Origin of the sequence: Ancylobacter sp. 3268, from assembly GCF_031456575.1 — a bacterium.
Lineage (GTDB): Bacteria > Pseudomonadota > Alphaproteobacteria > Rhizobiales > Xanthobacteraceae > Ancylobacter.
The window spans coordinates 1-21,260 of sequence record NZ_JAVDUX010000026.1; the positions used below are offsets into that span (position 1 = coordinate 1).

Sequence of the window (21,260 nt, forward strand, 5' to 3'; positions counted from 1 at the left end):
GATCATCCGCTGCCGCAGCGGGCTAATGGTCGGCCGGGTGTCGGGGTGCTCCTGATGGTCCATGGGGCTCTCCAAAGGTTGAGAAACCCCGTGATGGTCCACCCACCTATGCTGGACGCCACATTGAAAACATCCAACCGCCCGTCATGCCGGGAGCCTACCGCGGCGGCGGTTTAGTCCTCTGGCGCATCCGTGACCTGTACAGCGGTAAGCAGCAGCGTCTGCTTTCAGGAAATCGCAGGTCCGATCTCCACGGCCGAGATCGGGGCGCAAAGCAGACGTCGCTGAAAGGTCGGTCGAGGGACAGCTATGGGTCAGCTTCGGCTGTCGGCGAGACGCGGGACCAGAAGAATGGACGGCTTAAGATCGCCATGTGGCCGACGCACGCTGCGCTTGATGTGCTTATGGATGTGCATATATTGTGCGTAACATCATAGAGGTGCGTCATGACCCAGGCTCAGATTGCCCACATCGCCATGGTTTCCGGCTTCGTCGACAGCCTTCAGGAGCCTCGCACGCCCTATATCTCGCCAAAGCGCCTGTCCAAGGCTCTTGGGGTCAATGTCGCCAACTTGGCCCAGCTCACCGGCGTTCATCGCAACACCTTGCGCAACCCCTCTTCCGAGCGGCTGCAGGGACGGATGCGGGAGATGGTGAAGGTAATCTCGGCGGTCACCGAGCTCACCGGCGACATCGACAAGGCCATCTATTGGTACCGTAACGAGCCGATCGCCGATTATGGGCACCGCACGGCGGCTGAGCTCGTGGCCGATGGCCAGGTAGAGGCGGTGCTGGCCTTCATCCGCGATCTCGAGAACGGAGCCCGTGGGTGAGGATTGCCCGCCTCGGTCCGGACGAGATATTCCATCGCTATCTGACACCTAAGTGGGCGTTCCTGCCGACCAGCGGCGCGGGTGCCGCGATAGATGGTGGCCGGTTCAACCGGCCGGGCGTCGAGGCGCTTTATCTCTCCCGCGCGCCGCAGACGGCGCTTGAAGAATACCGGCAAGGCGCCAGCATCACGCCGCCGGCAACCCTTGCCGCCTACACGGTGACGCTCGGCGAGGTCGCGGACCTGTCTCAGGGATTCGATCCGAGCGTTTGGGATGACGCCTGGAAGGAGTGGGATTGTGCGTGGCGCCGCATTGCCCGCATCGACGGAAAGGTGCCGCCATCCTGGAAGCTCGCTGATAGCGTGATCACCGCCGGGCTTCGCGGCATCCTGTTTCCGTCCCTTCGCCATGCCGGCGGCACCAATCTGGTGATCTTTCCGGCCAATCTGCTCGCTGACGACACGGTCATGGTCCACGATCCCGATCGTCGGCTGCCGAAGGACCAATCGTCGTGGTCCTAGGCTGAACGGTCAGAGGACCGGCAAGGGCGTTCAGTTCTCCTCATCGGCCACGGCCTCCTCCCCGAGCTCGTCCTCTTCGTCCGTATCGCCCGCCATGAGCCCGAGCGGGATATCCCCCGCCAGCAGCCTGTCCTTGCTGAGCAGCCCGGCATCCTCGAGCGCCTCCATGTCCGGCAGATCGCGCAGCGTGTCGAAGCCGAAATGCGCCAGGAACCCCTTGGTGGTCACATAGGTGTAGGGCGCACCGGGCTGCGGGGCGCGCGGCCCGGCAGCGATGAAGCCAAGCCCGCGGAGATGACCGATGACGTCGCGGCTGATCTCCCTGCCGAAGAACTGGCTGAGCTCGCCGCGGGTGATCGGCTGGAAGTAGCCGATGCACAGCAGCACCAGCGCCTCGGACGGCGACAGCGGCTTGGTCTCGGTGGTGCCGAGGCCGGTCGCCACCTGGATCGCCTCGGCAAAGTTTTTCCGCGTGCGGTGCTGCCAGCCGCCGGCGACCGCCACCAGCTCATAGGGCCGGCCACGCAGCTCGGCGCGGATGTCGTCGATCAGATGATCGAGGCTGCAGTCGCGGCCGACCACTTTTGCCAGCACCTCCCGGCTCACCGGCGCGGGCGAGGCGAAGATCACCGCTTCGACCCGGCCCATCCATTCACGCCAGCGCAGCTCGGGCGGCAGCGCGCTGAGCTCGACATCGAAGCTCACCGGGGTTTTGGCGCGCCGGGCCATCTTTCACAGCCCGTAGAGCCGGAACGCTGAGCGGCCGGTGAGCTCGCGCACCGCCCCCAGCGCCTCGAGGCGCTCGAACAGCCGCCGGGCGCCCCAGCGCGACAGCTTTGCCGTCGCCAGCGTGCCCGGCACGGCGTCGTCGTCGAGCAACCGGGCGATCGCCTCCCCGGCCCCCTTCGCGCGCAGTTTTGGCGCCACCGCCTGCAACCGGGCGGCGCGCGGCGCGATCTCGGCGGCACACCGCAGGGCCCGCGCCGCGCCCTGCGCCACGGCGAGACAGAGCGCGGCCTCGAAGCCCTCGTCGCCCGGACGCAGCCGCCCTCCCCTTCCGGCGCCACGGAAGGCGGCGCCGTGCGCCTCGACCATGAGCAGCGGCACCGGCAGCGGCCAGCGCAGCCGCCGGGCCAGCACCTGGTCGGCGAGCCACCAGCCGAGCACCCCAGCGTTCGGCGCTGCCGTGTCGGCAGCGCGCAGCACCGCCGCGGCAACAAGCGGTGCCGGCCCCCCCTCGCCGACCAGCCGGTCGATCTCTTCCGGAAGAGCGGCCAGCTCGGGGCTCCAGCTGATGCCGAGCAGTCCGCAGGTTGATTGAAGACTCGTCGGCTCAGTGCCCGGGGAGCGCTCGGACAGACGCCGCCAGGCGGCCAACCGCCGGCCGGCGGGGCCCGGATCACCGTCGGCGGGACACAGCATCCAGGCATCGCGCAGGGTGGATTCATCCTCCGTACGCCCAGCGTGGCGCGCGGCCGCGGCGGCGCAGCTGAGCGCCAGCCGCGCGCGCCAGGCGCCGGCCCAGGGCGGGTCGGCCCGCACCAGATGATCGAGTGAATTCAACGCCGCGCCGGCGAGGAAGGCGGCCTCGGCCAGGTGGGTGACCGGGCCGCGCGGCAGCGCCCAGCCGGGGATGTGCGGCACGGCGATGGGGACCGAGGAGGGCGGAATCAGCGCAACATCCATGGAGCGAGGCTATCGTAAGCGTGCGCTTTTGTCCATGATATAGCGGCTCAACCGCACGCTCTGTCTGCGAATAATAACATCCGATAATGTTGCATTATCGGATGTATTGCTCTTTATAGAGAGAATGGTCGAAAACACCGCGCAAGCCGACGAAAATCGCCCTCCGGAGCGCTCCGCACCGTCTCAGGTTCCGGGCGCACCCGTCGTTGGTTCCGATGCCGCACTGTCGGCCGAGGAGGCGCCTGCCCTCCCCGCTCCTCTTCCGGGCGACGCGCCCGCGCTTCCCGCCCATCTCGAGCGCCTCGCCGGCCGCGCCCGCGACTATGTCGAGGCGTCCAGCTCGGCGAATACGCGGCGCGCCTATGCCAGCGACTGGGCGCATTTTTCCTCCTGGTGCCGACGCCAGGGGTTGGAGCTGCTGCCCCCCTCCCCGCAGGTGGTTGGGCTGTACATCACCGCCTGTGCCTCCGGCGCCGCGATCCCCGGCGGGAAGGCGAACTCGGTGTCCACCATCGAGCGCCGGCTCTCCGCCATCACCTGGAACTATGCCCAGCGCGGCACCCCGCTCGACCGCAAGGATCGGCACATCGCCACCGTGCTCGCCGGCATCCGCAACACCCATGCCGCCCCGCCAAGACAGAAGGAGGCGGTGCTGCCGGAAGATCTGATTGCCATGCTCGAGACGCTGGAGCGCGGCACGCTGCGCGGCCTGCGCGATCGGGCGATGTTGCTGCTCGGCTTCGCCGGCGGGCTGCGGCGCTCGGAGATCGTCGGGCTCGATGTCGGGCGCGAGCACACCGAGGACGGGCGCGGTTGGGTCGAGATCCTCGACAAGGGGATGATCGTCACCTTGCGTGGCAAGACCGGCTGGCGCGAGGTCGAGATCGGCCGTGGCTCGGCGGACGCCACCTGCCCGGTGGTAGCACTGCAGACCTGGCTGAAGCTGGCGCGCATCGGGCACGGCCCGCTGTTTCGCCGCGTGACGGGCCGGGGCAAGGATGTTGGCTCCGAACGCCTCAACGATCGGGAGGTCGCCCGTCTGGTCAAGCGCACGGCGCTGGCGGCCGGCGTGCGCGGCGATCTCTCCGAAGGCGACCGGGAAGAAAAATTCGCCGGCCATTCGCTGCGCGCGGGCCTCGCCTCCTCGGCTGAAGTCGATGAGCGCCACGTCCAGAAGCAGCTCGGCCATGCTTCCGCCGAGATGACCCGACGCTATCAGCGCCGGCGCGACAGATTCCGCGTCAATCTCACCAAGGCCGCGGGGTTGTAGGGCGGAAGGCCCCCTGCCCTATCGACTTCCTTTCGATGAGCTCAGCTCCAGCGAAGGAAAATGCCGCCCGTAGCCATCGCCATCGTTGGTCAGGATGGACCGGATGAAGCGTGCAGGACCTCGTCGAGAACATCGGTGGCGATCGCAAGGCTGTCTGGGGCCATGGCCTCATAGGCCGGCTTGATCATCAGCTGCGAGATCGTCTTCGCGACGAATTCCGGGTTTAGCGCGGCAAGGCGTTGCCGCGTCGCTCCCACTTGCTCGGGAAAGGCTTGCAATGCCGAGATCACCTCCGACCGATGCTCCCGTGACGCGGCAGCAAGATCGAAGATATCCCGTGCCCTGGCAACGGCGCCCCGGTGGACGATTTTCTTGGCGATGATCTCAGGGATGGTCTCGATCTGGACAGGCTGGCCTTCGACAAGCTGTGTCACCGTGGGGACGGCTGTCAGTGCGCCCGCGACAATGAAATCGATCTCGCCCAGCTGGTCGAAGGCGAATTTCTGGAAGCGCGCTCCATCCCCTTCATAGGCTGCAAGCACGACACCGAAGCTCAACCCGCTTCTAGATGGATCCAGGAATCCGAGCAGTTGCGGATCGTTGATGAACAGATCGACGTCGTGGCTTTCACGATGACCAATCTGGATCATCATCGCCGTACCACCGCCGAACGACCATTCGAAATCATATCCGCCGGTCGCCACCCTCACCTGGCGGACGAGATCGGAAGCAATGGCAAAAAGCCGCTGCCATTCCGAAGGACGACGATTGGAAAGCTCGGTCATCAGGCGGCGAGAGGGTAGCTCTCGCCCGACCAGGCCGCGAAATCACTTGCCAGAGCCTTCAGCGTCGCAAACGGAATATGATAAGCGTCCGCGAACTTCAGCTGGTTGGCGACAGGCACCTCTCCCAGAAAGGCGCTCACCTGACCGGGATGCTGCTTTGCCAATGTGATATCCGACAGGCAATGAGCCAACTCCGCACCGTCAAGCTGCTCGCCATAGGGTGCGTTCACCGTCGTCAGGACCAAGGCCAGATGCGTGCTCATAACCCTTGAAAGATAGTCGTTTCGTTCCTTGCGGACAAGTTGGTCGCGAGGATCGCTCTTTCGTTCATAACCGCACTCCCCTGTCTTTACCGCCCCCTCGGCTTCGTCAGACTTTTCAGCAGCGCCTCCGAGGCTCGAAGATCATCACTGGGCCTGGACTCGTCTGTTTTCCCGCCATCCGCGCCAACTTGCGTCTTTTGCACATCGAGCTTGGCCCGCAGCAGCGCCATGATCATCGGCCAGGTCGAGAATTTCCCGTCCTTCGCGCGCTCCGTCAGGCTGCGCAGATAACCGCCGGGCGAACTGATCTGGTCGGCGCGCTGGTAGATCGCGGCCAGCGTGATCGCGGCGTGCTGCTCCCCAAGCGCCTCCCGCGCTTCGCGCCAAGCGCTTGGACTGATCCCCAGCATCGGCCGGACCAGTTCCGCCGCGGCCAGGAAGTCCCGCCAGTGCCGGATTTCACCACCCTGCGCCAGTTCAAGCACGCCGGGGCAGGCGTCGAGCACGATCCCAAGGGGCAATTCCCGCTTCGGCAGGCTCCGCACGTTGTCGGTTTCCGCGGCGGTGCCGCCTGCTTCTTTCTTTTCTCGGATGCCATATTCAGATTCAGTCTGAAGTTCTGAGTTTGAATTCTGTATGTGGCGACCGGAATGGGACTCATTGGCGTCCGGATTCTGCGTTTTTGTGAAGGATTCCAGAGCCTCGCGGATATCCGTACAAAGAACCGCCAGCTCGGCGCTGATCGCCTCCACCAGCTGGCGCGGGGCGGAGCGGGGAAGGCGGATGATGATCGCCTGATAGTCCAACAGCACCTTCCCCCAATTACCCGGAACGCTCTCCTCGATGCCGGTGTCGATCAGCTTGACAATGTCTCGTCGCAGAAGCGTAAGGCGCTCCTTCGCCACGCGAAACGCTCTTCTCTCCGCATGCACCGCCCCGGCCAGGTCATGAAGCTCCTGCGCCCGCGCGACCAACGGCGAGAGATCGAAGCCATAGGCCTGTTCGATCTCCCCGCCCCTGCCCTTGCGCGCGAAGCGCTTGCCGTTCGGGCTGTCGCGCCGGATCACTAGCCCGCAATCGACCAGCACGGCGATGTGCCGGCGCAGCGTCGTCGCCGGCATGCCGTTCGCGCGGGCCGCCAGCTGCTCGTTGGACGGCCAGACGATCAGCTCACCATCGCCGGTGAGTGTGGTTTCCGGATGGAAGGTCAGCAAGGCGTTGAGGATCGCCAGCGAGCGATCGGTGGCGCCGAGGAGTTCCCTCGCCTCGCGGATGTCCTGGAACACCTGCCATTTATGCGCGACGGCATCCGGCTTTACCGCCTTCGCAGTCATCTGGTTTGAAATCTGGCCAAGCGTCATCGGCCGCCGCCCAAAGGGCGTCGTCGAAACATGCGTCTGCATTGTCCTTCACCTATCGCTAGGCAAAAAAATCCAGCGCGCCCGAGCAAGATCGTTCGCTAAAACGCTTGACGGTGATTCCGGGAGGTGCGATTCTCAATGCGCCAACAACGAGAAGGGCTTCCGGGACACCGTTTCGGGGGCCTTTTTCTTTTGCGGTTTAGTGCGTCTCCTGCTTTGATCCATTTTTCTGGTATTCCTCGTAAAGGCGCTCCAGATTATCAGAGAGATAGGCCCCGAAATCCGAAGCGTCCTTCGCCTTCAGTGCGAGCGTGAACGAGCGACCTGCGGCCTTCGTCACCACCTTCACCGAATCTCCAGCCAGTGCCCAGTCTCGTTCGGTAGGACGAGCGACCACCGGCTTACGAGTTTTCGCCCTCGCTATTCCTTCCAGAACGAGCGCGAAGCGCTGCTCTTGAGGCGCATCCTTGAAGCTAGGCGTGTGCACCAGCTCGACTGCGGCACTGGCCTTCGCGGGATGAAGCAGTTCCTTCTTCAAACGCTCCCAACGATCACGACCTACCCCGCGCGCAGCGCCTAGCGCGTCAAGCACCGGGGCCGGGACGGCTTCGACAACAGCCAGCATGCGCGAGAGCAAGGTATCGTCGATCGTCAGCGCACGCTTTATGTCGTCCTTCGATATTCCCGAACGGAGCAACTTCATCGCGAAAAGCGATTTCTCAATGAAAGTCAGGTTGGCGCGAGCCGTATTTTCCTGCCCCTGCGCAATGACATGAGCGATATCCGCAAGCGGCTTCACAACCGCCCTTACCGGTATTCCAAGCTGCCGTGCCGCTTTCGCCCTGCGATGCCCATAAACGATCACGTAACGCTGGGCATCATCCGGATGCGGCCGGACGAGAATCGGTGAGGCCTGGCCGACATCCTTGATCGCTGCGACAAGCGCATCGAATTCATCAGCTTCTTCGCCGATGCGATCAGCGAAAGGGGAGGGATCAAGCAAAGCTGGATCTAGCTGCACGATCGCCTCCCCCTCCAAGAGGCGCATCGAATTCTCCGCCATCTCGTCAAGAGTTTGCATCATGGAACGGGAAGCTCCACGCCGCGCATACTCCGCACGAGACTCCGATGCCGTAGCTACGGGCACCTCTTCCTGTTTCGGATCGGCAAATGACGCCAGTAGGTGCTTCCTAGCCAAGACGCCCTCCCGATACAGGACGCATCCCTTTGCTGTACCTAGACTTTTCGGCGATTTGCACGGCTGTCAAACCAACGGTCACTTTCGCCCCCACGATTTGTGAATTAGCTCAGCGATCTCGCCGTTCACGGCGTTGAGGGATTCGACGGCCCGATCATAGGTCGACCGAGTGAACTGGCTGCGCTCAACCTCGTAAAGCGTTTGCTTGGTGATGCCCGCGTCGGAAATCGCCGTCGATTTGAGCATCTGGTTCCGCAGCATGCGACGATTGAACATCGCCTGCATGAATCCGACCATCTGCGCTTGCGGCCCATCCGTTGGCTCATAGCGCGTGACCAAATATCGGAACCAGTTCAGCCTGACCCGCGCACCAGCACTTTTGATCGACTGAAGAATGCCGCCAAGCATCAGCAGGAACTGGCTCATCGACATGATATCAAGCATCTGCGGATGGACCGTGATCAGAACGGACGTCGACGCGGTCAATGCCGTCAACGTCAGGTAGCCGAGTTGTGGAGGACAATCGATGACCACCACATCGTATTGGTCATCGACTTCCTTAAGCGCCTGAGTGATCCGGGTGAAGAACATCCGCCCCTCTGACGACCCCTTATTGGACGCCGCCAGAGGCGTTTCATACTCGTACTCCTGCAATTCGAGATTCGCCGGCACGATATCGAGGCCAGGGAAATTGGTAGGCCGAATAATCGTTTTGATCGACTTGCGCTGGTCATCGTAGCGCAGCGCCTCGAAGAGGGAGGGGTTTTTATCCAGTTCCGGCTGAATCCCATGTAGAGCCGTTAGCGATGCTTGCGGATCGAGATCAATAGCCAGAACACGGTGGCCGGTAAGGGCAAGATACTGTGCCAGATGCGCGGTCGTCGTGGTCTTGCCGCTGCCACCCTTGAAATTGACGACGGAAACCACCTGGAGTTCATCACCCGGCCGACGATGAGGAACATACCGTTTGATGTCGCTCCGGCCGTGTTTGTCAAGGAAATGGCGCAGTTCCAGCATCTGCGCAGCCGTGTAGCTGCGTCGGCCGGAGGATGACACCTGTGGATCAGGCCCTTTCCCCTCAAGATGAAGCTTCTTGATGTGGTTCTGCGTCACTCCGAGAAACTCGGCGACCTCAACGGATGAGAAAAGGCGAAGCCCTTTCTCCGCATTAGGCGGATACTGCTCCAAGCGCAGCATATTGAGCTTATCGGAGATGAGTTCCCCCTGCTGGAGAATCTCCTCGTCAAAGTCCGTTTCCGTAGGGTGCCCTGTGCTCACTTCCGCCAACTTCTCTAGAATAACGCTTTTCATGCTGCATTCACGCTGAAAGCGTTATTACTATGGTCGATTCGAGAAGGGTCGCAAGCCGTTTTTGGTTAACGAGACCTTAACGCTCAAATCCGCAGCTCCCAAGTCCGCAGGCCATTTCGCTACGTTTTCCGAGACTTATCGTGAGTCGCGCAGAAACGGATGCCCCATGGGAACTGCAAATTTGCACCCCTCGGCAGGCTGATCCCGCGCCTCCGAGCTCGTCCTCTCGATCACCGAGGCACCAGAATCACCCGCTGCAAATCTGCACATAGCCGGCCCCCGCCACCGGTGATCTGTCTCCCCACAGCCCGTTCATGTGGAGACGTTGATGCGGATTCAGGTTGTTACCCCGGCGCAATATGAGACATACGCCGACCTTCTGGCCCAGATGCGCCGCCTGCGCGCCGCGATCTTCTCGGGACGTCTCGAATGGGACGTCACCATCGAGAACGGCGAAGAGCGGGATCAGTATGACGACCTGCAGCCGTCCTACGTCCTGGCGGTGACTGCCTCGGGGCGGGTCGCCGGATGCTGCCGCCTACTCCCCGCGATCGGACCGACGATGCTGGAGCAGACCTTCCCGCAACTGCTCGCGAGTGGTTCGCTCAATGCCAACGCGGCGATGATCGAGAGTTCGCGCTTCTGCGTGGACACCACGCTGACCTTCGAAAGGGCAGGGGGCCTTCTGCACCAGACGACGCTGTTCCTGTTCGCTGGGATCATCGAATGGTCGATGGTCAACGGCTACAATGAACTCGTCACCGCCACCGACCTGCGCTTCGAGCGGATCCTCAAGCGGGCGGGCTGGCCGATGCAGCGGCTGGGCGAGCCCGTTCGCATTGGCAACACCACGGCGATTGCGGGAAGCCTCCCCATCGACGCGGCCAGCTTCCGGAACGTGCGTCCGGCTAACTATCAGTCTGAGCTCAGCGAAGAGGCCCTCGCACCGCTGAGGAGCGCGGCGTGAACCAACTCCGCTCCCACTCCCGGCTGGTCCGCAAGCTCCAGGAGGCACTGGGCGACCAGCTCTGCGTCGCCCTCGACGACGCGACCGTCGTCGAGATCATGCTCAATCCCGACGGCAAGCTGTTCATCGAACGCCTCGGCCAAGGGGTCGCCGAAGTGGGCGCCATGAACCCGGCCGCCGCCGAGGTCGTCATCGGCAGCGTCGCCCATGCCCTGCAATCGGAAGCCGACGACCAGCAGCCCATCATCTCCGGCGAACTGCCGATCGGCGGTCATCGTTTCGAGGGGCTGCTGCCCCCGGTCGTGACCGCTCCCACCTTCACCATCCGCCGGCGCGCCTCGCGGCTGATCCCGCTCGACGACTATGTGAAGGCGAAGGTGATGAGCGAGGCCCAGGCCTCGGTCCTGCGCAGCGCGATCGCCTCGCGGATGAACATCGTCATCTCCGGCGGCACCGGCTCCGGCAAGACCACGCTGGCCAATGCGGTCATCGCCGAGATCGTCGCAGAAGCTCCAGACGATCGTCTTCTGATCCTCGAGGACACTGCCGAGATACGCTGTCCGGCGGAGAACGCCGTCTGCCTTCATACCAGCGATACCGTCGACATGGCGCGCCTGCTCAAGAGCACGATGCGCCTGCGCCCCGACCGCATCATCGTCGGCGAGGTTCGCGACGGCGCGGCGCTGACGCTGCTCAAGGCCTGGAACACCGGCCATCCCGGCGGCGTCACCACGATCCATTCCAACACCGCGATGTCGGCCTTGCGCCGCCTCGAGCAACTCACCGCCGAGGTCAGCCAGCAGCCCATGCAGGAAGTCATCGGCGAGGCGGTCGACCTCATCGTCTCGATCGAACGCTCGGGCCGGGGGAGGCGGGTGCAGGAGATCCTTCATGTCGAGGGCTTCAGCGCCTCCCGGTATCAGACCGAACACTACGCACAAGCCGAAGGGGTCAGTCATGCCGCGTAGCCTTCACCTTGCTCTCGCCGGCGCCGGCCTTGCAGCCCTCGTCGCGGCGTCGCTCATCGAGCCGGCCTTCGCCTCGTCGGGCGGCAGCCTTCCCTGGGAAGGTCCGCTCGAGCAGATCCAGCAGTCGATCACCGGACCCGTCGCCGGCTTCATCGCGCTCGCGGCCGTCGCGGTCGCCGGCGGCATGCTGATCTTTGGCGGTGAGCTGAACGATTTCGCACGGCGGCTGATGTATGTCGTGCTCGTCGCCGGAATCCTGTTAGGGGCCACCCAGATCGTCGCCCTGTTCGGATCGACCGGCGCCTCCATCGGCACGCCGGTCGCACCTGCGCAGGCGACGGCTCCCGCCTCCTCCCATGGCTGGGCCGGGGAGGGGACCGATGGCTGACACCGGCTCCCGCCTCGCGCGATCGCGCATTCACCGCGCCCTGTCCCGTCCGAACCTGCTGATGGGCGCCGATCGGGAACTGGTGCTGCTGACCGGCCTTGCCTCCGCTATCCTGATCTTCGTCGTGCTCACCTGGTACGCGGCGCTGTTCGGCGTCACGATCTGGCTGGTCGTGGTGGCGGCCCTGCGCATGATGGCCAAGTCCGACCCGCTGATGCGGCGCATCTATGTCCGCCACATCACCTACCAGTCGCACTACCGGGCGACCTCAACGCCCTGGCGGCGGTTCTGAGTTCGCCCATGGTCGCGCTCAGATCCTTCCGCCATTCCGGTCCGTCCTTCGCCGACCTCGTGCCCTATGCCGGCCTCGTCGACAATGGCGTGCTCCTGCTCAAGGACGGCGCGCTGATGGCCGGCTGGTATTTCGCCGGGCCCGACAGCGAGAGCTCGACCCCGACTGAGCGAAACGAGGTGTCACGCCAGATCAACACCATATTGGCGCGCCTCGGCTCCGGTTGGATGATCCAGGTCGAGGCCGTTCGTGTGCCGACCTCGGATTATCCCGACGAACAGGACTGCCATTTCCCCGACCCGGTCACCCGCGCCATCGATGCCGAGCGCCGGTCACATTTCCAGCGCGAGCGCGGCCACTATGAAAGCCGCCACGCGCTCATCCTCACTTGGCAGCCGCCGGAGCCGCGGCGCTCCGGCCTCACGCGGTATATCTATTCCGACGCGGCGAGCCGCACCGCTTCCTACGCGTCGTCGACACTCAATGCTTTCCGGACCTCGATCCGAGAGATCGAGCAATATCTCGCCAATGTCGTCTCGATCCGTCGGATGGTGACGCGCGAGACGGAAGAGGCCGGCGGCTTTCGTACCGCCCGATATGACGAACTGTTTCAGTTCATCCGCTTCTGCATCACCGGCGAGAACCATCCGGTCCGGCTGCCAGACATCCCGATGTATCTCGACTGGCTAGCCACGGCCGAGCTCCGGCACGGGCTCACGCCTCTCATTGAGAACCGCCATCTCGGCGTCGTCGCCATCGATGGACTGCCGGCCGAGAGCTGGCCCGGCATTCTCAACGCGCTCGACCTGATGCCGCTGACCTATCGCTGGTCGTCGCGCTTTGTCTTCCTCGACGAGCAAGAGGCCCGGGCGAGGCTCGAGCGCACACGCAAGAAATGGCAGCAGAAGGTGCGACCCTTCTTCGATCAGCTGTTCCAGACACAGAGCCGATCGGTCGACCAGGACGCCATGATGATGGTGGCCGAGACCGAGGATGCCATTGCCGAGGCCTCCTCCCAGCTCGTCGCCTATGGCTATTACACGCCGGTCATCATCCTGTTCGACACGGTGCCGGCCCGGCTGCAGGAAAAATGCGAGGCGGTGCGTCGGCTGGTCCAGGCCGAGGGATTCGGTGCCCGGATCGAGACGCTCAACGCCACCGACGCCTTCATCGGCAGTCTGCCCGGCGTCTCCTACGCCAATATCCGCGAGCCGCTGATCAACACCCGCAACCTCGCCGATCTCATCCCGCTCAACTCGGTCTGGTCAGGCAGCCTCAACGCGCCGTGTCCGTTCTATCCGCCAGGCTCGCCGCCACTGATGCAGGTGGCGAGCGGCAGCACGCCGTTCCGCCTGAACCTCCATGTCGACGATGTCGGGCACACCCTGGTTTTTGGGCCGACTGGCTCCGGCAAGTCGACGCTACTGGCGCTCATCGCCGCGCAGTTTCGCCGCTACCACCAGGCGCAGATCTTCGCCTTCGACAAAGGCGGCTCCATGCTGCCGCTGACACTGGCGATCGGCGGCGCGCACTATGAGGTCGGCGGCGAGAGCATCGGGGCAGGGGAGGGCGCTCCGCTCGCCTTCTGCCCGCTCGCCGAGCTGTCGACCGATAGCGACCGGGCCTTTGCGAGCGAGTGGATCGAAACCCTCATTGCCTTGCAGGGCGTGGCGGTCCCGCCGGACTATCGCAACGCCATCTCCCGGCAGATCGGCCTGATGGCAGGGTCGCGTGGACGCTCGCTCTCGGATTTCGTGTCGGGCGTCCAGATGCGCGAGATCAAGGACGCGCTCCACCACTACACCGTCGATGGTCCGATGGGGCAGTTGCTCGATGCCGAACAGGACGGCCTGTCGCTCGGCACCTTCCAGTGCTTCGAGGTCGAGGAACTCATGAACATGGGCGAGCGCAATCTCGTCCCCGTGCTCACCTATCTATTCCGCCGGATCGAGAAGCGCCTGACCGGCGCGCCGAGCCTGATCATTCTGGACGAGGCCTGGCTGATGCTCGGTCACTCCACCTTCCGCGCCAAGATCAGGGAATGGCTGAAGGTGCTGCGCAAGGCCAATTGCGCGGTAGTCCTCGCCACCCAGTCGATCTCGGACGCCGAGCGCTCCGGCATCATCGACGTGCTCAAGGAAAGCTGCCCGACAAAGATCTGCCTGGCGAACGGATCGGCCCGCGAGCCGGGCACCCGTGAATTCTACGAGCGCATCGGCTTCAACGAACGCCAGATCGAGATCGTCGCTAGCGCGCTGCCCAAGCGCGAATATTACGTCGCCTCCCCGGAAGGTCGGCGGCTCTTCGACATGGCGCTGGGACCCGTTGCCCTCTCTTTCGTGGGCGCATCCGGCAAGGAAGACCTCAAGCGCATCCGCGCACTGCACTCCGAACAGGGAGCCAGTTGGCCTCTCTCCTGGCTCCAGCAGAGGGGGATCGCCCATGCCGAAACCATCCTTCCCGTCGCCTAGGTCACCAATCCTCCTCGCGACCGCAGCCATGCTGCTCATGGCGGCTTTGTCTCAGCAGGCAGCGGCCGGAGGCGCCACGGGCGGCGCGACCGAATGGACGCAGCTTGCCAACAATGCCGAGCTGGTGAGCCTCGTCGGCCAGTCCGCCGAGCAGGTCAACAACCAGATCAAGCAGATCTCCCAGCTTGCCGAGCAGATCCAGAATCAGCTGAACATCTACAACAACATGCTGCAAAACACGGCGCAGCTGCCGAACCATGTCTGGGGCCAGGTCGAGAACGACTTGAAGAGCCTGCAGAACGTGGTCTCGCAGGGCCAGGGCATCGCCTTTTCCATGGGCAATGCCGATGACGTGCTGCGGCAGCGCTTCCAGAGCTTCGCCGAGGTGAAAAGCAACCTGCCGAATGGAGCCTCCTTTTCCTCCACCTATCAGGGCTGGTCGACCACCAATCGCGACACCATCGCCGGCACGCTGCAGGCCGCCAACCTGACCGCGCAGCAGTTCGGCAGCGAAGAGGCCACCATGTCGTCCTTGCGCACAATGTCGGAAAGCGCCGACGGCCAGATGAAGGCGTTGCAGGTCGGCCATCAGATCGCGGCCCAGCAGGTTGCCCAGATGCAGAAGCTGCGCGGCCTCGTGTCCCAGCAGATGACCATGATGGGCACCTGGTACCAGTCCGATCAGGCGCAGACGGATCTCGCCCAGGCCCGCCGCGAGCAGTTTTTCAACGCTCCCACCCGCGACATTCGCGGCGGGCAGACCATGGAGCCGCGCTGGTGAGCGCCCGTTTTGTCATTCTCATCCTGCTCGCCGGGGCCGTTGGCCTGTGCGCGACGCTCGCCATCTCGATGGTCGGACCATCGTCCACCGAGCCTGCCCGGGCGACAACCGAACCATCGTCATCTCCGACATCCGACGCCGCACGTCGTGAACATATCGAACGCTTCCTCAGTGGCGACCCGAACAGGACTGTTCGCGGTGGCCAGGAGATGAAGCCACGATGGTGAGCCCGCGTCCTTACCGTCCGCTCGAGGTCGCCACTGCCGTCGCTGCAATCATCCTGCTCGCGAGCGCTCCGGCGCTGGCGCAGGAGGGTTCCGTTCTCACCACGCTGGAGAACTCCGTCGTGACCGCCGCCCGCGGCTGGGAAACCTCGGTCATGAATGCGGCCCGGTCGCTGTTCTGGATTCTCGCCGGAATCGAGGTCGGCATCGCCGCCGTGTGGCTTGCGATCAATGCCGCCTCGCTCGACGCCTGGTTCGCCGAACTCGTGCGCCGCATCATGTTCATCGGCCTGTTCGCCTTCATTCTCGACCAGGGACCGGACTTCGCGAAGGCCGTCGTGGACAGCCTCTTTCAGATCGGTGGCAGCGGAGGAGCCGCATCACCCGCCAACATCTTCGATGCCGGCATCCGCGTCGCGTCCAAGATGTCGGAACAGGCCAAGTTCGGCCTGTTCGAGGACAATGCGCTGGCGATCGCCGCTGTCTTCGCCATGGTGGTGGTCGTCATCTCCTTCTCACTGGTCGCCGCGATCTTTGTCGCGGTGATGGTGGAGATGTATGTCGGCCTGCTCGCCGGCATGATCATGCTCGGCCTCGGCGGTTCGTCTTTCACCAAGGATTTTGCCGTCCGCTATCTCGTCTACGCCTTCTCGGTCGGCATGAAACTGATGGCGCTGGTGATGATCGCCAGGATCGGCTCGGACATCCTGCTCGGTCTCGCCGAGGCCCCGACCGCAACCTCGGACCAGTTCATCACCACGCTGGCCATTGCCGGCATCTCGGTCGTCGTCTTCGTCATCGCCATGTATGTGCCGCCCATCATGCAGGGCGTCGTTCAGGGCGCCTCGATCTCCGGTGGCATGGAGGCGATCCGACACGGCGCACAGGCCGCGACCTTCGCCGCCGGCGGCGCCTTTCTCGGGGCGAGCGCGGCCCGGACGGGCGCGCAGGCGGCGAGTGACGCCCGCGCCAGCGGCTCCTCGCTGGCCGGCGCCGCCCTGCGCGGCATGGCGTCCGGCATCGGCAGCGCCGCAGGAGCGGCCGGATCGGCGGCAAAGGAAAAGGCGATCGCCGCACCCGGCGCCTATGCCGGCTCACTGCTTGGCCTCGCCAACGCCAAGCTCGACCAGCGCCGCCAATCGGGCGGCACGCGCTCGTCCCGCGCCGTCCCGCCGCCGATCGACGACAGCAAATAAGGACACGGTCCGACCATGGCCTCCGGCAACCCACCCGAGAACCCCTACATCGCCGCTCGCCAAGAGTGGAACGAGCGCTATGGCTCTTATGTGAAAGCGGCCGCCGGCTGGCGCGTCGTCGGCATCACCGGCCTGGTCATGGCGGTGATCGGCTTTTCCTATGCCCTGTTCCAGAGCACGCAAGTCAAGCTCGTTCCCTACATAGTCGAAGTCGACAAACTCGGCACCGCCTCGAGCGGGGGCTATCCGCAGCAGATCGAATATGCCGATCCGCGCGTCGTGCGCGCGACACTCGGAAGCTTCGTCTCGAACTTCCGCAGCGTGACACCCGATGCCGTGGTGCAGAAACAGTACATCGACCGCACCTATGCGCATCTGCGCACCTCCGATCCGGCGACCGAAAAGGTCAATGCCTGGTTCCGTTCCTCCTCGCCCTTCGACAAGGCGAGGAACGCGACGGTCGCCATCGAGGTGAACAACATCGTCGCGCTGTCGAACCAGAGCTACCAGATCGACTGGACCGAGTTCGAGCGGGACCGCAAGGGCAAGGAGACCGCGCTACGCCGGTTCCGTGGCATCGCCACCGTCACGCTGACGCCGCCTCAGGACGAGGCGAGCATCCGCCTCAACCCGATCGGCCTCTATCTGCGTGATTTCGATTGGACGGCCCAGCTTTGAAAGGCTCGCACGCGCGCATGTACGAACACCACGCAGCAATCCGGCCCTTTCTGCCGACCACCATCGCCTTCGCCATCATGGCCACCCTTCTGGCATCACCCACCTGCGTGAAAGCGCAGGGCCTCAGCGCCAACGAGGCCAAGGGCACCGGCATTTCGGGGCGCTGGCGGGGCAGCCCCGGCGTGGTCACGCGAGGCCCCGACGGAAAAGTCGTCTTTCTCTATGGCGAGATCCAGCCCTCCGTCGTCTGCTCCCCGCTGCAGGTCTGCGACATCGAACTCCAGCCGGGCGAGGTGGTCCGCGACGTGCTCGTCGGCGACACCGTCCGCTGGAAGGTCGAGCCAGCGACCTCGGGAGCGGCCGATGGCCAGGCGATCCACCTGATCGTCAAGCCGTCGGAGCCGGGCCTCGTCACCTCGATGGTGGTGACGACCTCACGCCGCACCTACCACATCCAGCTGAAATCGCATCAGAGCGAATACATGGCCCGCATCGGCTTCGCCTATCCCGAGGATGTCTCCACCAGAATGGCGGACATCAATGCCCGGATCGAGGCCAGCACCATCCCCGGCGCCGGCTTGCCGGCCGAGCAGCTCCAGTTCGAATACTCGGTCTCCGGGCGGGCCGGCTGGCGGCCGAGCCGGGTCTATAGCGACGGACAGAAGACCTACATCCAGTTTCCCCGCTCGATCACCGGCCAGGATGCGCCGGTCCTCTTCGTGACCTCGGGCGGACAGAGCCGCATCGTCAATTACCGCATGAAGGGCGACATGATGATCGTCGACTATCATGTCGACAGGGCCGTGCTCGTGTCAGGCGTCGGCTGGAACCAGGAGAAGGTGACGATCCGGAGGGGTGGCTGATGCTCCTTTCTCCCAGATTGCGTTCCCTGGCCGGCGCGGCAGTGCTCGCGCTTGTCCTTGCCGGATGTCAGACCGCCGGACGGGGCACCCTCATTGCCAGCGACGCACCCGCCGACGTGTCCGGTCCTGCCGCAAGCGCGATCGCCGGTGAAATGGTGAGCCGGCTGGCCGAACAGGTCGGGCCGGGAACTGCCACGATCGCGCTCAAGCAGGACGGTTCGCCTTTCGGAGAAGCTCTCGAAACCGCCCTGAAGGGCTGGGGCTATGCCGTCGTCACGGACCAGAAGACCGAGGGCGGCACGAGCATTGTCCCGCTTGCCTACATGATCGTTCCCTTCGAGGGCCAGGTTCTGGCCCGGCTCTCGACAGCCGATGTGGAACTCGGTCGGGCCTATAGCGTCACGGCGGCCGGCGCCACGCCGGCGAGCCCGGTCTCCGTCATGCGACGCGGATAGGAAGAGTGTCATGACGCAATCCCTCAAGCTCGGCGGTGCTGCGAATGACGGGACCGAAGCCGGCATGCGCCGGATCAACCGGCTGCCCGTCATCATCGTCATCGTGCTGGTCGTCGCCTTCCTGGGTGTGATCTTCTACGGCCTGGCCTCGCGCGGCTTGCGCATGGGAGAAGCGGGCGGACCCAGGGAGAGTGCCGGCAACCCGGCATCCACCTTTGCCGACCAGCTCAAACGCGGCGTCAGCGACGCGATCATTGGCGAACCCCAACAGGCGACATCCCTCCCGCCTGTTCCGGTCACGGCCAGGGAGGAGCCGGCGGCCAACCCCTTCAGGACCTCGCCGACGCCGCAAGCCGGCGGACGACCGGAACCCACGTTGGAGCCGGAAGCGGTCTGGCGGGCACGGCTGCAGCGCGAGCAGGAGGAACAGTATCTGCGTGAGCGTCATCGTCAGGACATGGCGCGGATGCAGGCAAGTGACGCGGCCTATGATGCACCCATCGCGATCGATCGCAGCAAGCTCGATGGGCGAAGCGTCAGCTCGACGTCCCGTCCGGGCGAACCGACTCTGCCTGCCGTATCGGGGACGGGTGGCGCCCCGGATCTTCTCGCCGCCGCCTTGCGCGCGGGCGCCGGCGGCATCAATCCGGATCCCAACGGTCAGCGTGCCAAGGAAGATTTCTTCAATGCCGACCTCAAAAGCCTCGGCTACCTGCCGAACCGGGTGGTGCCGCAGCTCTCGCCTTTTGAGCTGAAGCGCGGCTCGGTGATCCTCGCCACCCTGATTACGGGCATCAACTCCGACCTGCCGGGGCGCATCACCGCGCAGGTGAGCCAGAATGTCTATGATAGCGCGACCGGCCATCTCCTGCTCATTCCGCAGGGCACGAAGCTCCTCGGTCGCTACGACAGCAAGGTGTCGTTCGGGCAGAGTCGTGTTCTCGTCGTCTGGACCGCTATCATCTATCCGAACGGCTCGACATTGCAGATCGGCGGCATGGCGGGAACGGACGCCGAGGGCTATGGCGGCTTCCGCGACAAGGTCGATCGCAAATGGCTGGAAACCTTCGGTTCCGCCATACTGATCGCCCTGATCGGCACCGGGATCGACATGGCGATCCCGCAGAACAATGACCCGTTCAATTCCAACAGCCCCGAGGACGCCGCGCGGATCAATTTCGCCGAGACCTTCGGTCGGACGGCGGAACAGACCATCCAGCGCAATATGGACGTCCAGCCAACGCTCGAGATCCGTCCGGGCTACCAGTTCAACGTGCTGGTCGACCAGGACATCGTGTTCCCCGGCGCCTATCGGGGATAGGGGATCGCCACCCAAGGCACTGTTCCCCTGACAGATTTCTTAGGACGCAGGCCGTCTTGCTGCGGCCCGCCACTGGCGCGCCGGCCCCATGCTCCGTATAAGGAGGTTGGGGCAGTACGCGCTGTCTTGGGGCTTAGAATCCCCTGATGAACGGTTGGTGCCGACCGGAATGGCACCAGAATCCTCTGACCTTACGGCCGGGGGCCTGTGACGCATGTCCAGGCGCTTCGGTGCTAAAGGTCTCAGGGCCGATTCATCTCGGATTCTAACCCCCGGCTTAGGGCTCATGGGATTATCGTCGGCGGGGGCGTACCGCGGACAACTTCAGGCGAGCAGGAGATGGAAGCCAACGAGTCCGCAGCGGAGACCAAATTCGAGCTCCGTCCCCTCATCGGCCTGACGCGAGGGCTGCCTCAGTCGGATCTCGAGGCGATCACGGTCAATGCGATCCGCATCCACCGGCAACTGGTCGATCGTGCCGACGAGCTGTTTCACGGACTTCCCGAAGCCTGCAAGACCGGAAAGACGCTGGGGGGCGAGCAGCATGTCCGGTACATTGAGGCCGCCATCGAGATGCACTCTCAAATGGCTGCCGTCACCACTCTCGTCGCACTTCTCGGCTATACACCAAGTGTATCGGTGAACTGAGCATTATATCAGCCTCCGGCGGATCGCCACAGCAACAAGCTGTGTAATCGTATAGACGTTAAACCGCCTTTTTGTTTCGGATAGCTTCACCCGCACGCTGTTATATTTGACGTTGTGGAGCTCGGCCACTTCCTCCACCGTCTTGCCTAGGGCAATCCAGCGCAGATAAGCGGCCTCCTTCGCATCGAGCCATACATGCTCCTCGATCGTCGGCGTCGCCTGCAGATGTGTAATGCGCGCGTGAAGCTGACCCACGGCAGCCGCGGCCGCGACCGCATCGATGTCCCTTTCGGGATCGATCCTGTGTTTGTCGGATGCCAGCGTGAACATCGACATAAAGCCGTTTGCGGTGGTGACCGGAATGGTAAATCCAGACCGGATGGAGAAGTCGGCGGCGTGCGAGAAGAAGGAGCGCTGTTCCTTCGACAGGCGCGCGCGATCAGCCTCGCCATCCCAGGAGAACGCTCGCTTGAGCCGTCGTGCTCGCTCCACGACGGGATCGATCGAAGCATACCTCTCGTTAAAGTATACACGCTGCCATTCATTAGAATAATTCGAAATGGCAAATGTATTATTCATCTGCATATGCAAATATGCATACCCTCCAAATCCAAACGATTCGGCGAGATCTATCAGTGCCGATTTCAGATCGTCCTCATCTGATCCAATCGCGGTCAGATCGGTAAGCCTGTCAACCCAATGCTTCACTAGGATCCTCCGATTGGCACCTCATTTCGTGCACAAGCGTTGTAACCATCAGAGTGATCAATTCAAAAGCCA

At 63.9% G+C, this 21,260-nt stretch carries 24 protein-coding genes; 16 read left to right on the forward strand and 8 right to left on the reverse strand.

The features are described from left to right. Positions 1 to 446: 446 nt before the first annotated feature. On the forward strand, positions 447 to 833 hold the full coding sequence (locus tag J2X65_RS25030) for a hypothetical protein (protein ID WP_310207624.1): 387 nt from the start codon (positions 447 to 449) through the stop codon (positions 831 to 833). After that, positions 830 to 1,354, forward strand: a complete 525-nt coding sequence (locus J2X65_RS25035) for an RES domain-containing protein (RefSeq protein ID WP_310207627.1) — start codon at positions 830 to 832, stop codon at positions 1,352 to 1,354. The genes J2X65_RS25030 and J2X65_RS25035 overlap by 4 nt, the downstream gene beginning before the upstream one ends. A 30-nt stretch (positions 1,355 to 1,384) precedes the next feature. Here J2X65_RS25035 and J2X65_RS25040 read toward each other — a convergent pair whose 3' ends face one another. Both J2X65_RS25040 and J2X65_RS25045 read right to left on the reverse strand, forming a co-directional pair. After that, positions 1,385 to 2,083, reverse strand: coding sequence for an SMC-Scp complex subunit ScpB (locus tag J2X65_RS25040; RefSeq protein WP_310207629.1), 699 nt, complete (start codon positions 2,081 to 2,083; stop codon positions 1,385 to 1,387). A gap of 3 nt (positions 2,084 to 2,086) precedes the next feature. After that, the gene (locus tag J2X65_RS25045) at positions 2,087 to 3,040 is read right to left on the reverse strand and encodes a DUF1403 family protein (protein ID WP_310207632.1); all 954 of its coding nucleotides are present in this window, start codon (positions 3,038 to 3,040) and stop codon (positions 2,087 to 2,089) included. Between the two features lie 124 nt (positions 3,041 to 3,164). Between J2X65_RS25045 and J2X65_RS25050 the strand changes: the two genes are divergently transcribed. Then, a complete protein-coding gene (locus tag J2X65_RS25050) occupies positions 3,165 to 4,310 on the forward strand; it encodes a site-specific integrase (RefSeq protein WP_310207635.1) in 1,146 nt (381 codons plus the stop codon). A gap of 89 nt (positions 4,311 to 4,399) precedes the next feature. Here J2X65_RS25050 and J2X65_RS25055 read toward each other — a convergent pair whose 3' ends face one another. The 5 genes from J2X65_RS25055 to repA all read right to left on the reverse strand — a co-directional run bounded on the left by J2X65_RS25055 (position 4,400) and on the right by repA (position 9,228). Further along, entirely contained in the window at positions 4,400 to 5,095 is a 696-nt protein-coding gene (locus tag J2X65_RS25055) for a nucleotidyl transferase AbiEii/AbiGii toxin family protein (protein WP_310207637.1), read from the reverse strand. Further along, positions 5,095 to 5,358: a hypothetical protein gene (locus J2X65_RS25060; protein WP_310207640.1), complete on the reverse strand. Its 264-nt coding sequence runs from the start codon at positions 5,356 to 5,358 to the stop codon at positions 5,095 to 5,097. The genes J2X65_RS25055 and J2X65_RS25060 overlap by 1 nt, the downstream gene beginning before the upstream one ends. A gap of 86 nt (positions 5,359 to 5,444) precedes the next feature. Further along, the gene (gene repC / locus J2X65_RS25065) at positions 5,445 to 6,761 is read right to left on the reverse strand and encodes a plasmid replication protein RepC (protein ID WP_310207645.1); all 1,317 of its coding nucleotides are present in this window, start codon (positions 6,759 to 6,761) and stop codon (positions 5,445 to 5,447) included. Between the two features lie 157 nt (positions 6,762 to 6,918). Next, positions 6,919 to 7,917, reverse strand: coding sequence for a plasmid partitioning protein RepB (repB, locus tag J2X65_RS25070; RefSeq protein ID WP_310207648.1), 999 nt, complete (start codon positions 7,915 to 7,917; stop codon positions 6,919 to 6,921). A 78-nt stretch (positions 7,918 to 7,995) separates the two neighbouring features. Then, entirely contained in the window at positions 7,996 to 9,228 is a 1,233-nt protein-coding gene (gene repA / locus J2X65_RS25075; RefSeq protein WP_200837693.1) for a plasmid partitioning protein RepA, read from the reverse strand. A 328-nt stretch (positions 9,229 to 9,556) separates the two neighbouring features. On the opposite strand from repA, the gene traI reads away from it, so the two are divergent. The 13 genes from traI to J2X65_RS25140 all read left to right on the forward strand — a co-directional run bounded on the left by traI (position 9,557) and on the right by J2X65_RS25140 (position 20,480). Beyond that, positions 9,557 to 10,195: an acyl-homoserine-lactone synthase TraI gene (gene traI / locus J2X65_RS25080; RefSeq protein ID WP_310207655.1), complete on the forward strand. Its 639-nt coding sequence runs from the start codon at positions 9,557 to 9,559 to the stop codon at positions 10,193 to 10,195. Next, complete coding sequence (trbB, locus tag J2X65_RS25085; RefSeq protein ID WP_310207658.1) at positions 10,192 to 11,163, forward strand: P-type conjugative transfer ATPase TrbB; 972 nt, start codon at positions 10,192 to 10,194, stop codon at positions 11,161 to 11,163. Before traI ends, trbB begins: the two co-directional genes overlap by 4 nt. After that, positions 11,153 to 11,551, forward strand: coding sequence for a TrbC/VirB2 family protein (locus J2X65_RS25090; RefSeq protein WP_310207661.1), 399 nt, complete (start codon positions 11,153 to 11,155; stop codon positions 11,549 to 11,551). Before trbB ends, J2X65_RS25090 begins: the two co-directional genes overlap by 11 nt. Beyond that, positions 11,544 to 11,843 (forward strand): conjugal transfer protein TrbD, encoded by a 300-nt coding sequence (locus J2X65_RS25095; protein WP_310207664.1) that lies wholly within the window; start codon positions 11,544 to 11,546, stop codon positions 11,841 to 11,843. The genes J2X65_RS25090 and J2X65_RS25095 overlap by 8 nt, the downstream gene beginning before the upstream one ends. An 8-nt stretch (positions 11,844 to 11,851) precedes the next feature. Further along, positions 11,852 to 14,314, forward strand: a complete 2,463-nt coding sequence (locus tag J2X65_RS25100) for a conjugal transfer protein TrbE (RefSeq protein WP_310207669.1) — start codon at positions 11,852 to 11,854, stop codon at positions 14,312 to 14,314. A 28-nt stretch (positions 14,315 to 14,342) separates the two neighbouring features. Further along, the gene (trbJ, locus tag J2X65_RS25105) at positions 14,343 to 15,095 is read left to right on the forward strand and encodes a P-type conjugative transfer protein TrbJ (RefSeq protein WP_310207673.1); all 753 of its coding nucleotides are present in this window, start codon (positions 14,343 to 14,345) and stop codon (positions 15,093 to 15,095) included. Next, positions 15,092 to 15,322, forward strand: a complete 231-nt coding sequence (gene trbK, locus J2X65_RS25110) for an entry exclusion protein TrbK (RefSeq protein WP_310207677.1) — start codon at positions 15,092 to 15,094, stop codon at positions 15,320 to 15,322. The genes trbJ and trbK overlap by 4 nt, the downstream gene beginning before the upstream one ends. Beyond that, entirely contained in the window at positions 15,316 to 16,515 is a 1,200-nt protein-coding gene (gene trbL, locus J2X65_RS25115; protein ID WP_310207680.1) for a P-type conjugative transfer protein TrbL, read from the forward strand. The genes trbK and trbL overlap by 7 nt, the downstream gene beginning before the upstream one ends. Before the next feature lie 15 nt (positions 16,516 to 16,530). Then, positions 16,531 to 17,193: a conjugal transfer protein TrbF gene (locus J2X65_RS25120; protein ID WP_310207683.1), complete on the forward strand. Its 663-nt coding sequence runs from the start codon at positions 16,531 to 16,533 to the stop codon at positions 17,191 to 17,193. A gap of 17 nt (positions 17,194 to 17,210) precedes the next feature. Then, positions 17,211 to 18,056, forward strand: a complete 846-nt coding sequence (gene trbG / locus J2X65_RS25125; protein WP_310207686.1) for a P-type conjugative transfer protein TrbG — start codon at positions 17,211 to 17,213, stop codon at positions 18,054 to 18,056. After that, positions 18,056 to 18,511: a conjugal transfer protein TrbH gene (trbH, locus tag J2X65_RS25130; RefSeq protein WP_310207690.1), complete on the forward strand. Its 456-nt coding sequence runs from the start codon at positions 18,056 to 18,058 to the stop codon at positions 18,509 to 18,511. The genes trbG and trbH overlap by 1 nt, the downstream gene beginning before the upstream one ends. Positions 18,512 to 18,521: 10 nt before the next feature. Beyond that, positions 18,522 to 19,832 carry an IncP-type conjugal transfer protein TrbI gene (gene trbI, locus J2X65_RS25135; protein WP_310207692.1) on the forward strand — a complete coding sequence of 437 codons (1,311 nt, stop codon included), beginning with the start codon at positions 18,522 to 18,524 and terminating at the stop codon, positions 19,830 to 19,832. Between the two features lie 339 nt (positions 19,833 to 20,171). Then, positions 20,172 to 20,480, forward strand: a complete 309-nt coding sequence (locus tag J2X65_RS25140; RefSeq protein WP_310207696.1) for a transcriptional repressor TraM — start codon at positions 20,172 to 20,174, stop codon at positions 20,478 to 20,480. Positions 20,481 to 20,483: 3 nt separating this feature from the next. On the opposite strand, the gene traR is transcribed toward J2X65_RS25140, so the two are convergent. Continuing rightward, positions 20,484 to 21,188, reverse strand: a complete 705-nt coding sequence (traR, locus tag J2X65_RS25145; protein WP_310207699.1) for a transcriptional regulator TraR — start codon at positions 21,186 to 21,188, stop codon at positions 20,484 to 20,486. Positions 21,189 to 21,260 lie beyond the last annotated feature (72 nt).

Bases quoted from the DNA above. Each gene is read 5' to 3' on its own strand.
- J2X65_RS25030 (WP_310207624.1), top strand. From the start codon at position 447: ATGACCCAGGCTCAGATTGCCCACATCGCCATGGTTTCCGGCTTCGTC.
- J2X65_RS25040 (WP_310207629.1), bottom strand. From the start codon at position 2,083: ATGGCCCGGCGCGCCAAAACCCCGGTGAGCTTCGATGTCGAGCTCAGC.
- J2X65_RS25045 (WP_310207632.1), bottom strand. From the start codon at position 3,040: ATGGATGTTGCGCTGATTCCGCCCTCCTCGGTCCCCATCGCCGTGCCG.
- J2X65_RS25050 (WP_310207635.1), top strand. From the start codon at position 3,165: ATGGTCGAAAACACCGCGCAAGCCGACGAAAATCGCCCTCCGGAGCGC.
- J2X65_RS25055 (WP_310207637.1), bottom strand. From the start codon at position 5,095: ATGACCGAGCTTTCCAATCGTCGTCCTTCGGAATGGCAGCGGCTTTTT.
- J2X65_RS25060 (WP_310207640.1), bottom strand. From the start codon at position 5,358: ATGAGCACGCATCTGGCCTTGGTCCTGACGACGGTGAACGCACCCTAT.
- repC (WP_310207645.1), bottom strand. From the start codon at position 6,761: ATGCAGACGCATGTTTCGACGACGCCCTTTGGGCGGCGGCCGATGACG.
- repA (WP_200837693.1), bottom strand. From the start codon at position 9,228: ATGAAAAGCGTTATTCTAGAGAAGTTGGCGGAAGTGAGCACAGGGCAC.
- traI (WP_310207655.1), top strand. From the start codon at position 9,557: ATGCGGATTCAGGTTGTTACCCCGGCGCAATATGAGACATACGCCGAC.
- J2X65_RS25090 (WP_310207661.1), top strand. From the start codon at position 11,153: ATGCCGCGTAGCCTTCACCTTGCTCTCGCCGGCGCCGGCCTTGCAGCC.
- J2X65_RS25095 (WP_310207664.1), top strand. From the start codon at position 11,544: ATGGCTGACACCGGCTCCCGCCTCGCGCGATCGCGCATTCACCGCGCC.
- J2X65_RS25100 (WP_310207669.1), top strand. From the start codon at position 11,852: ATGGTCGCGCTCAGATCCTTCCGCCATTCCGGTCCGTCCTTCGCCGAC.
- trbJ (WP_310207673.1), top strand. From the start codon at position 14,343: ATGCTGCTCATGGCGGCTTTGTCTCAGCAGGCAGCGGCCGGAGGCGCC.
- trbL (WP_310207680.1), top strand. From the start codon at position 15,316: ATGGTGAGCCCGCGTCCTTACCGTCCGCTCGAGGTCGCCACTGCCGTC.
- J2X65_RS25120 (WP_310207683.1), top strand. From the start codon at position 16,531: ATGGCCTCCGGCAACCCACCCGAGAACCCCTACATCGCCGCTCGCCAA.
- trbG (WP_310207686.1), top strand. From the start codon at position 17,211: ATGTACGAACACCACGCAGCAATCCGGCCCTTTCTGCCGACCACCATC.
- trbH (WP_310207690.1), top strand. From the start codon at position 18,056: ATGCTCCTTTCTCCCAGATTGCGTTCCCTGGCCGGCGCGGCAGTGCTC.
- trbI (WP_310207692.1), top strand. From the start codon at position 18,522: ATGACGCAATCCCTCAAGCTCGGCGGTGCTGCGAATGACGGGACCGAA.
- J2X65_RS25140 (WP_310207696.1), top strand. From the start codon at position 20,172: ATGGAAGCCAACGAGTCCGCAGCGGAGACCAAATTCGAGCTCCGTCCC.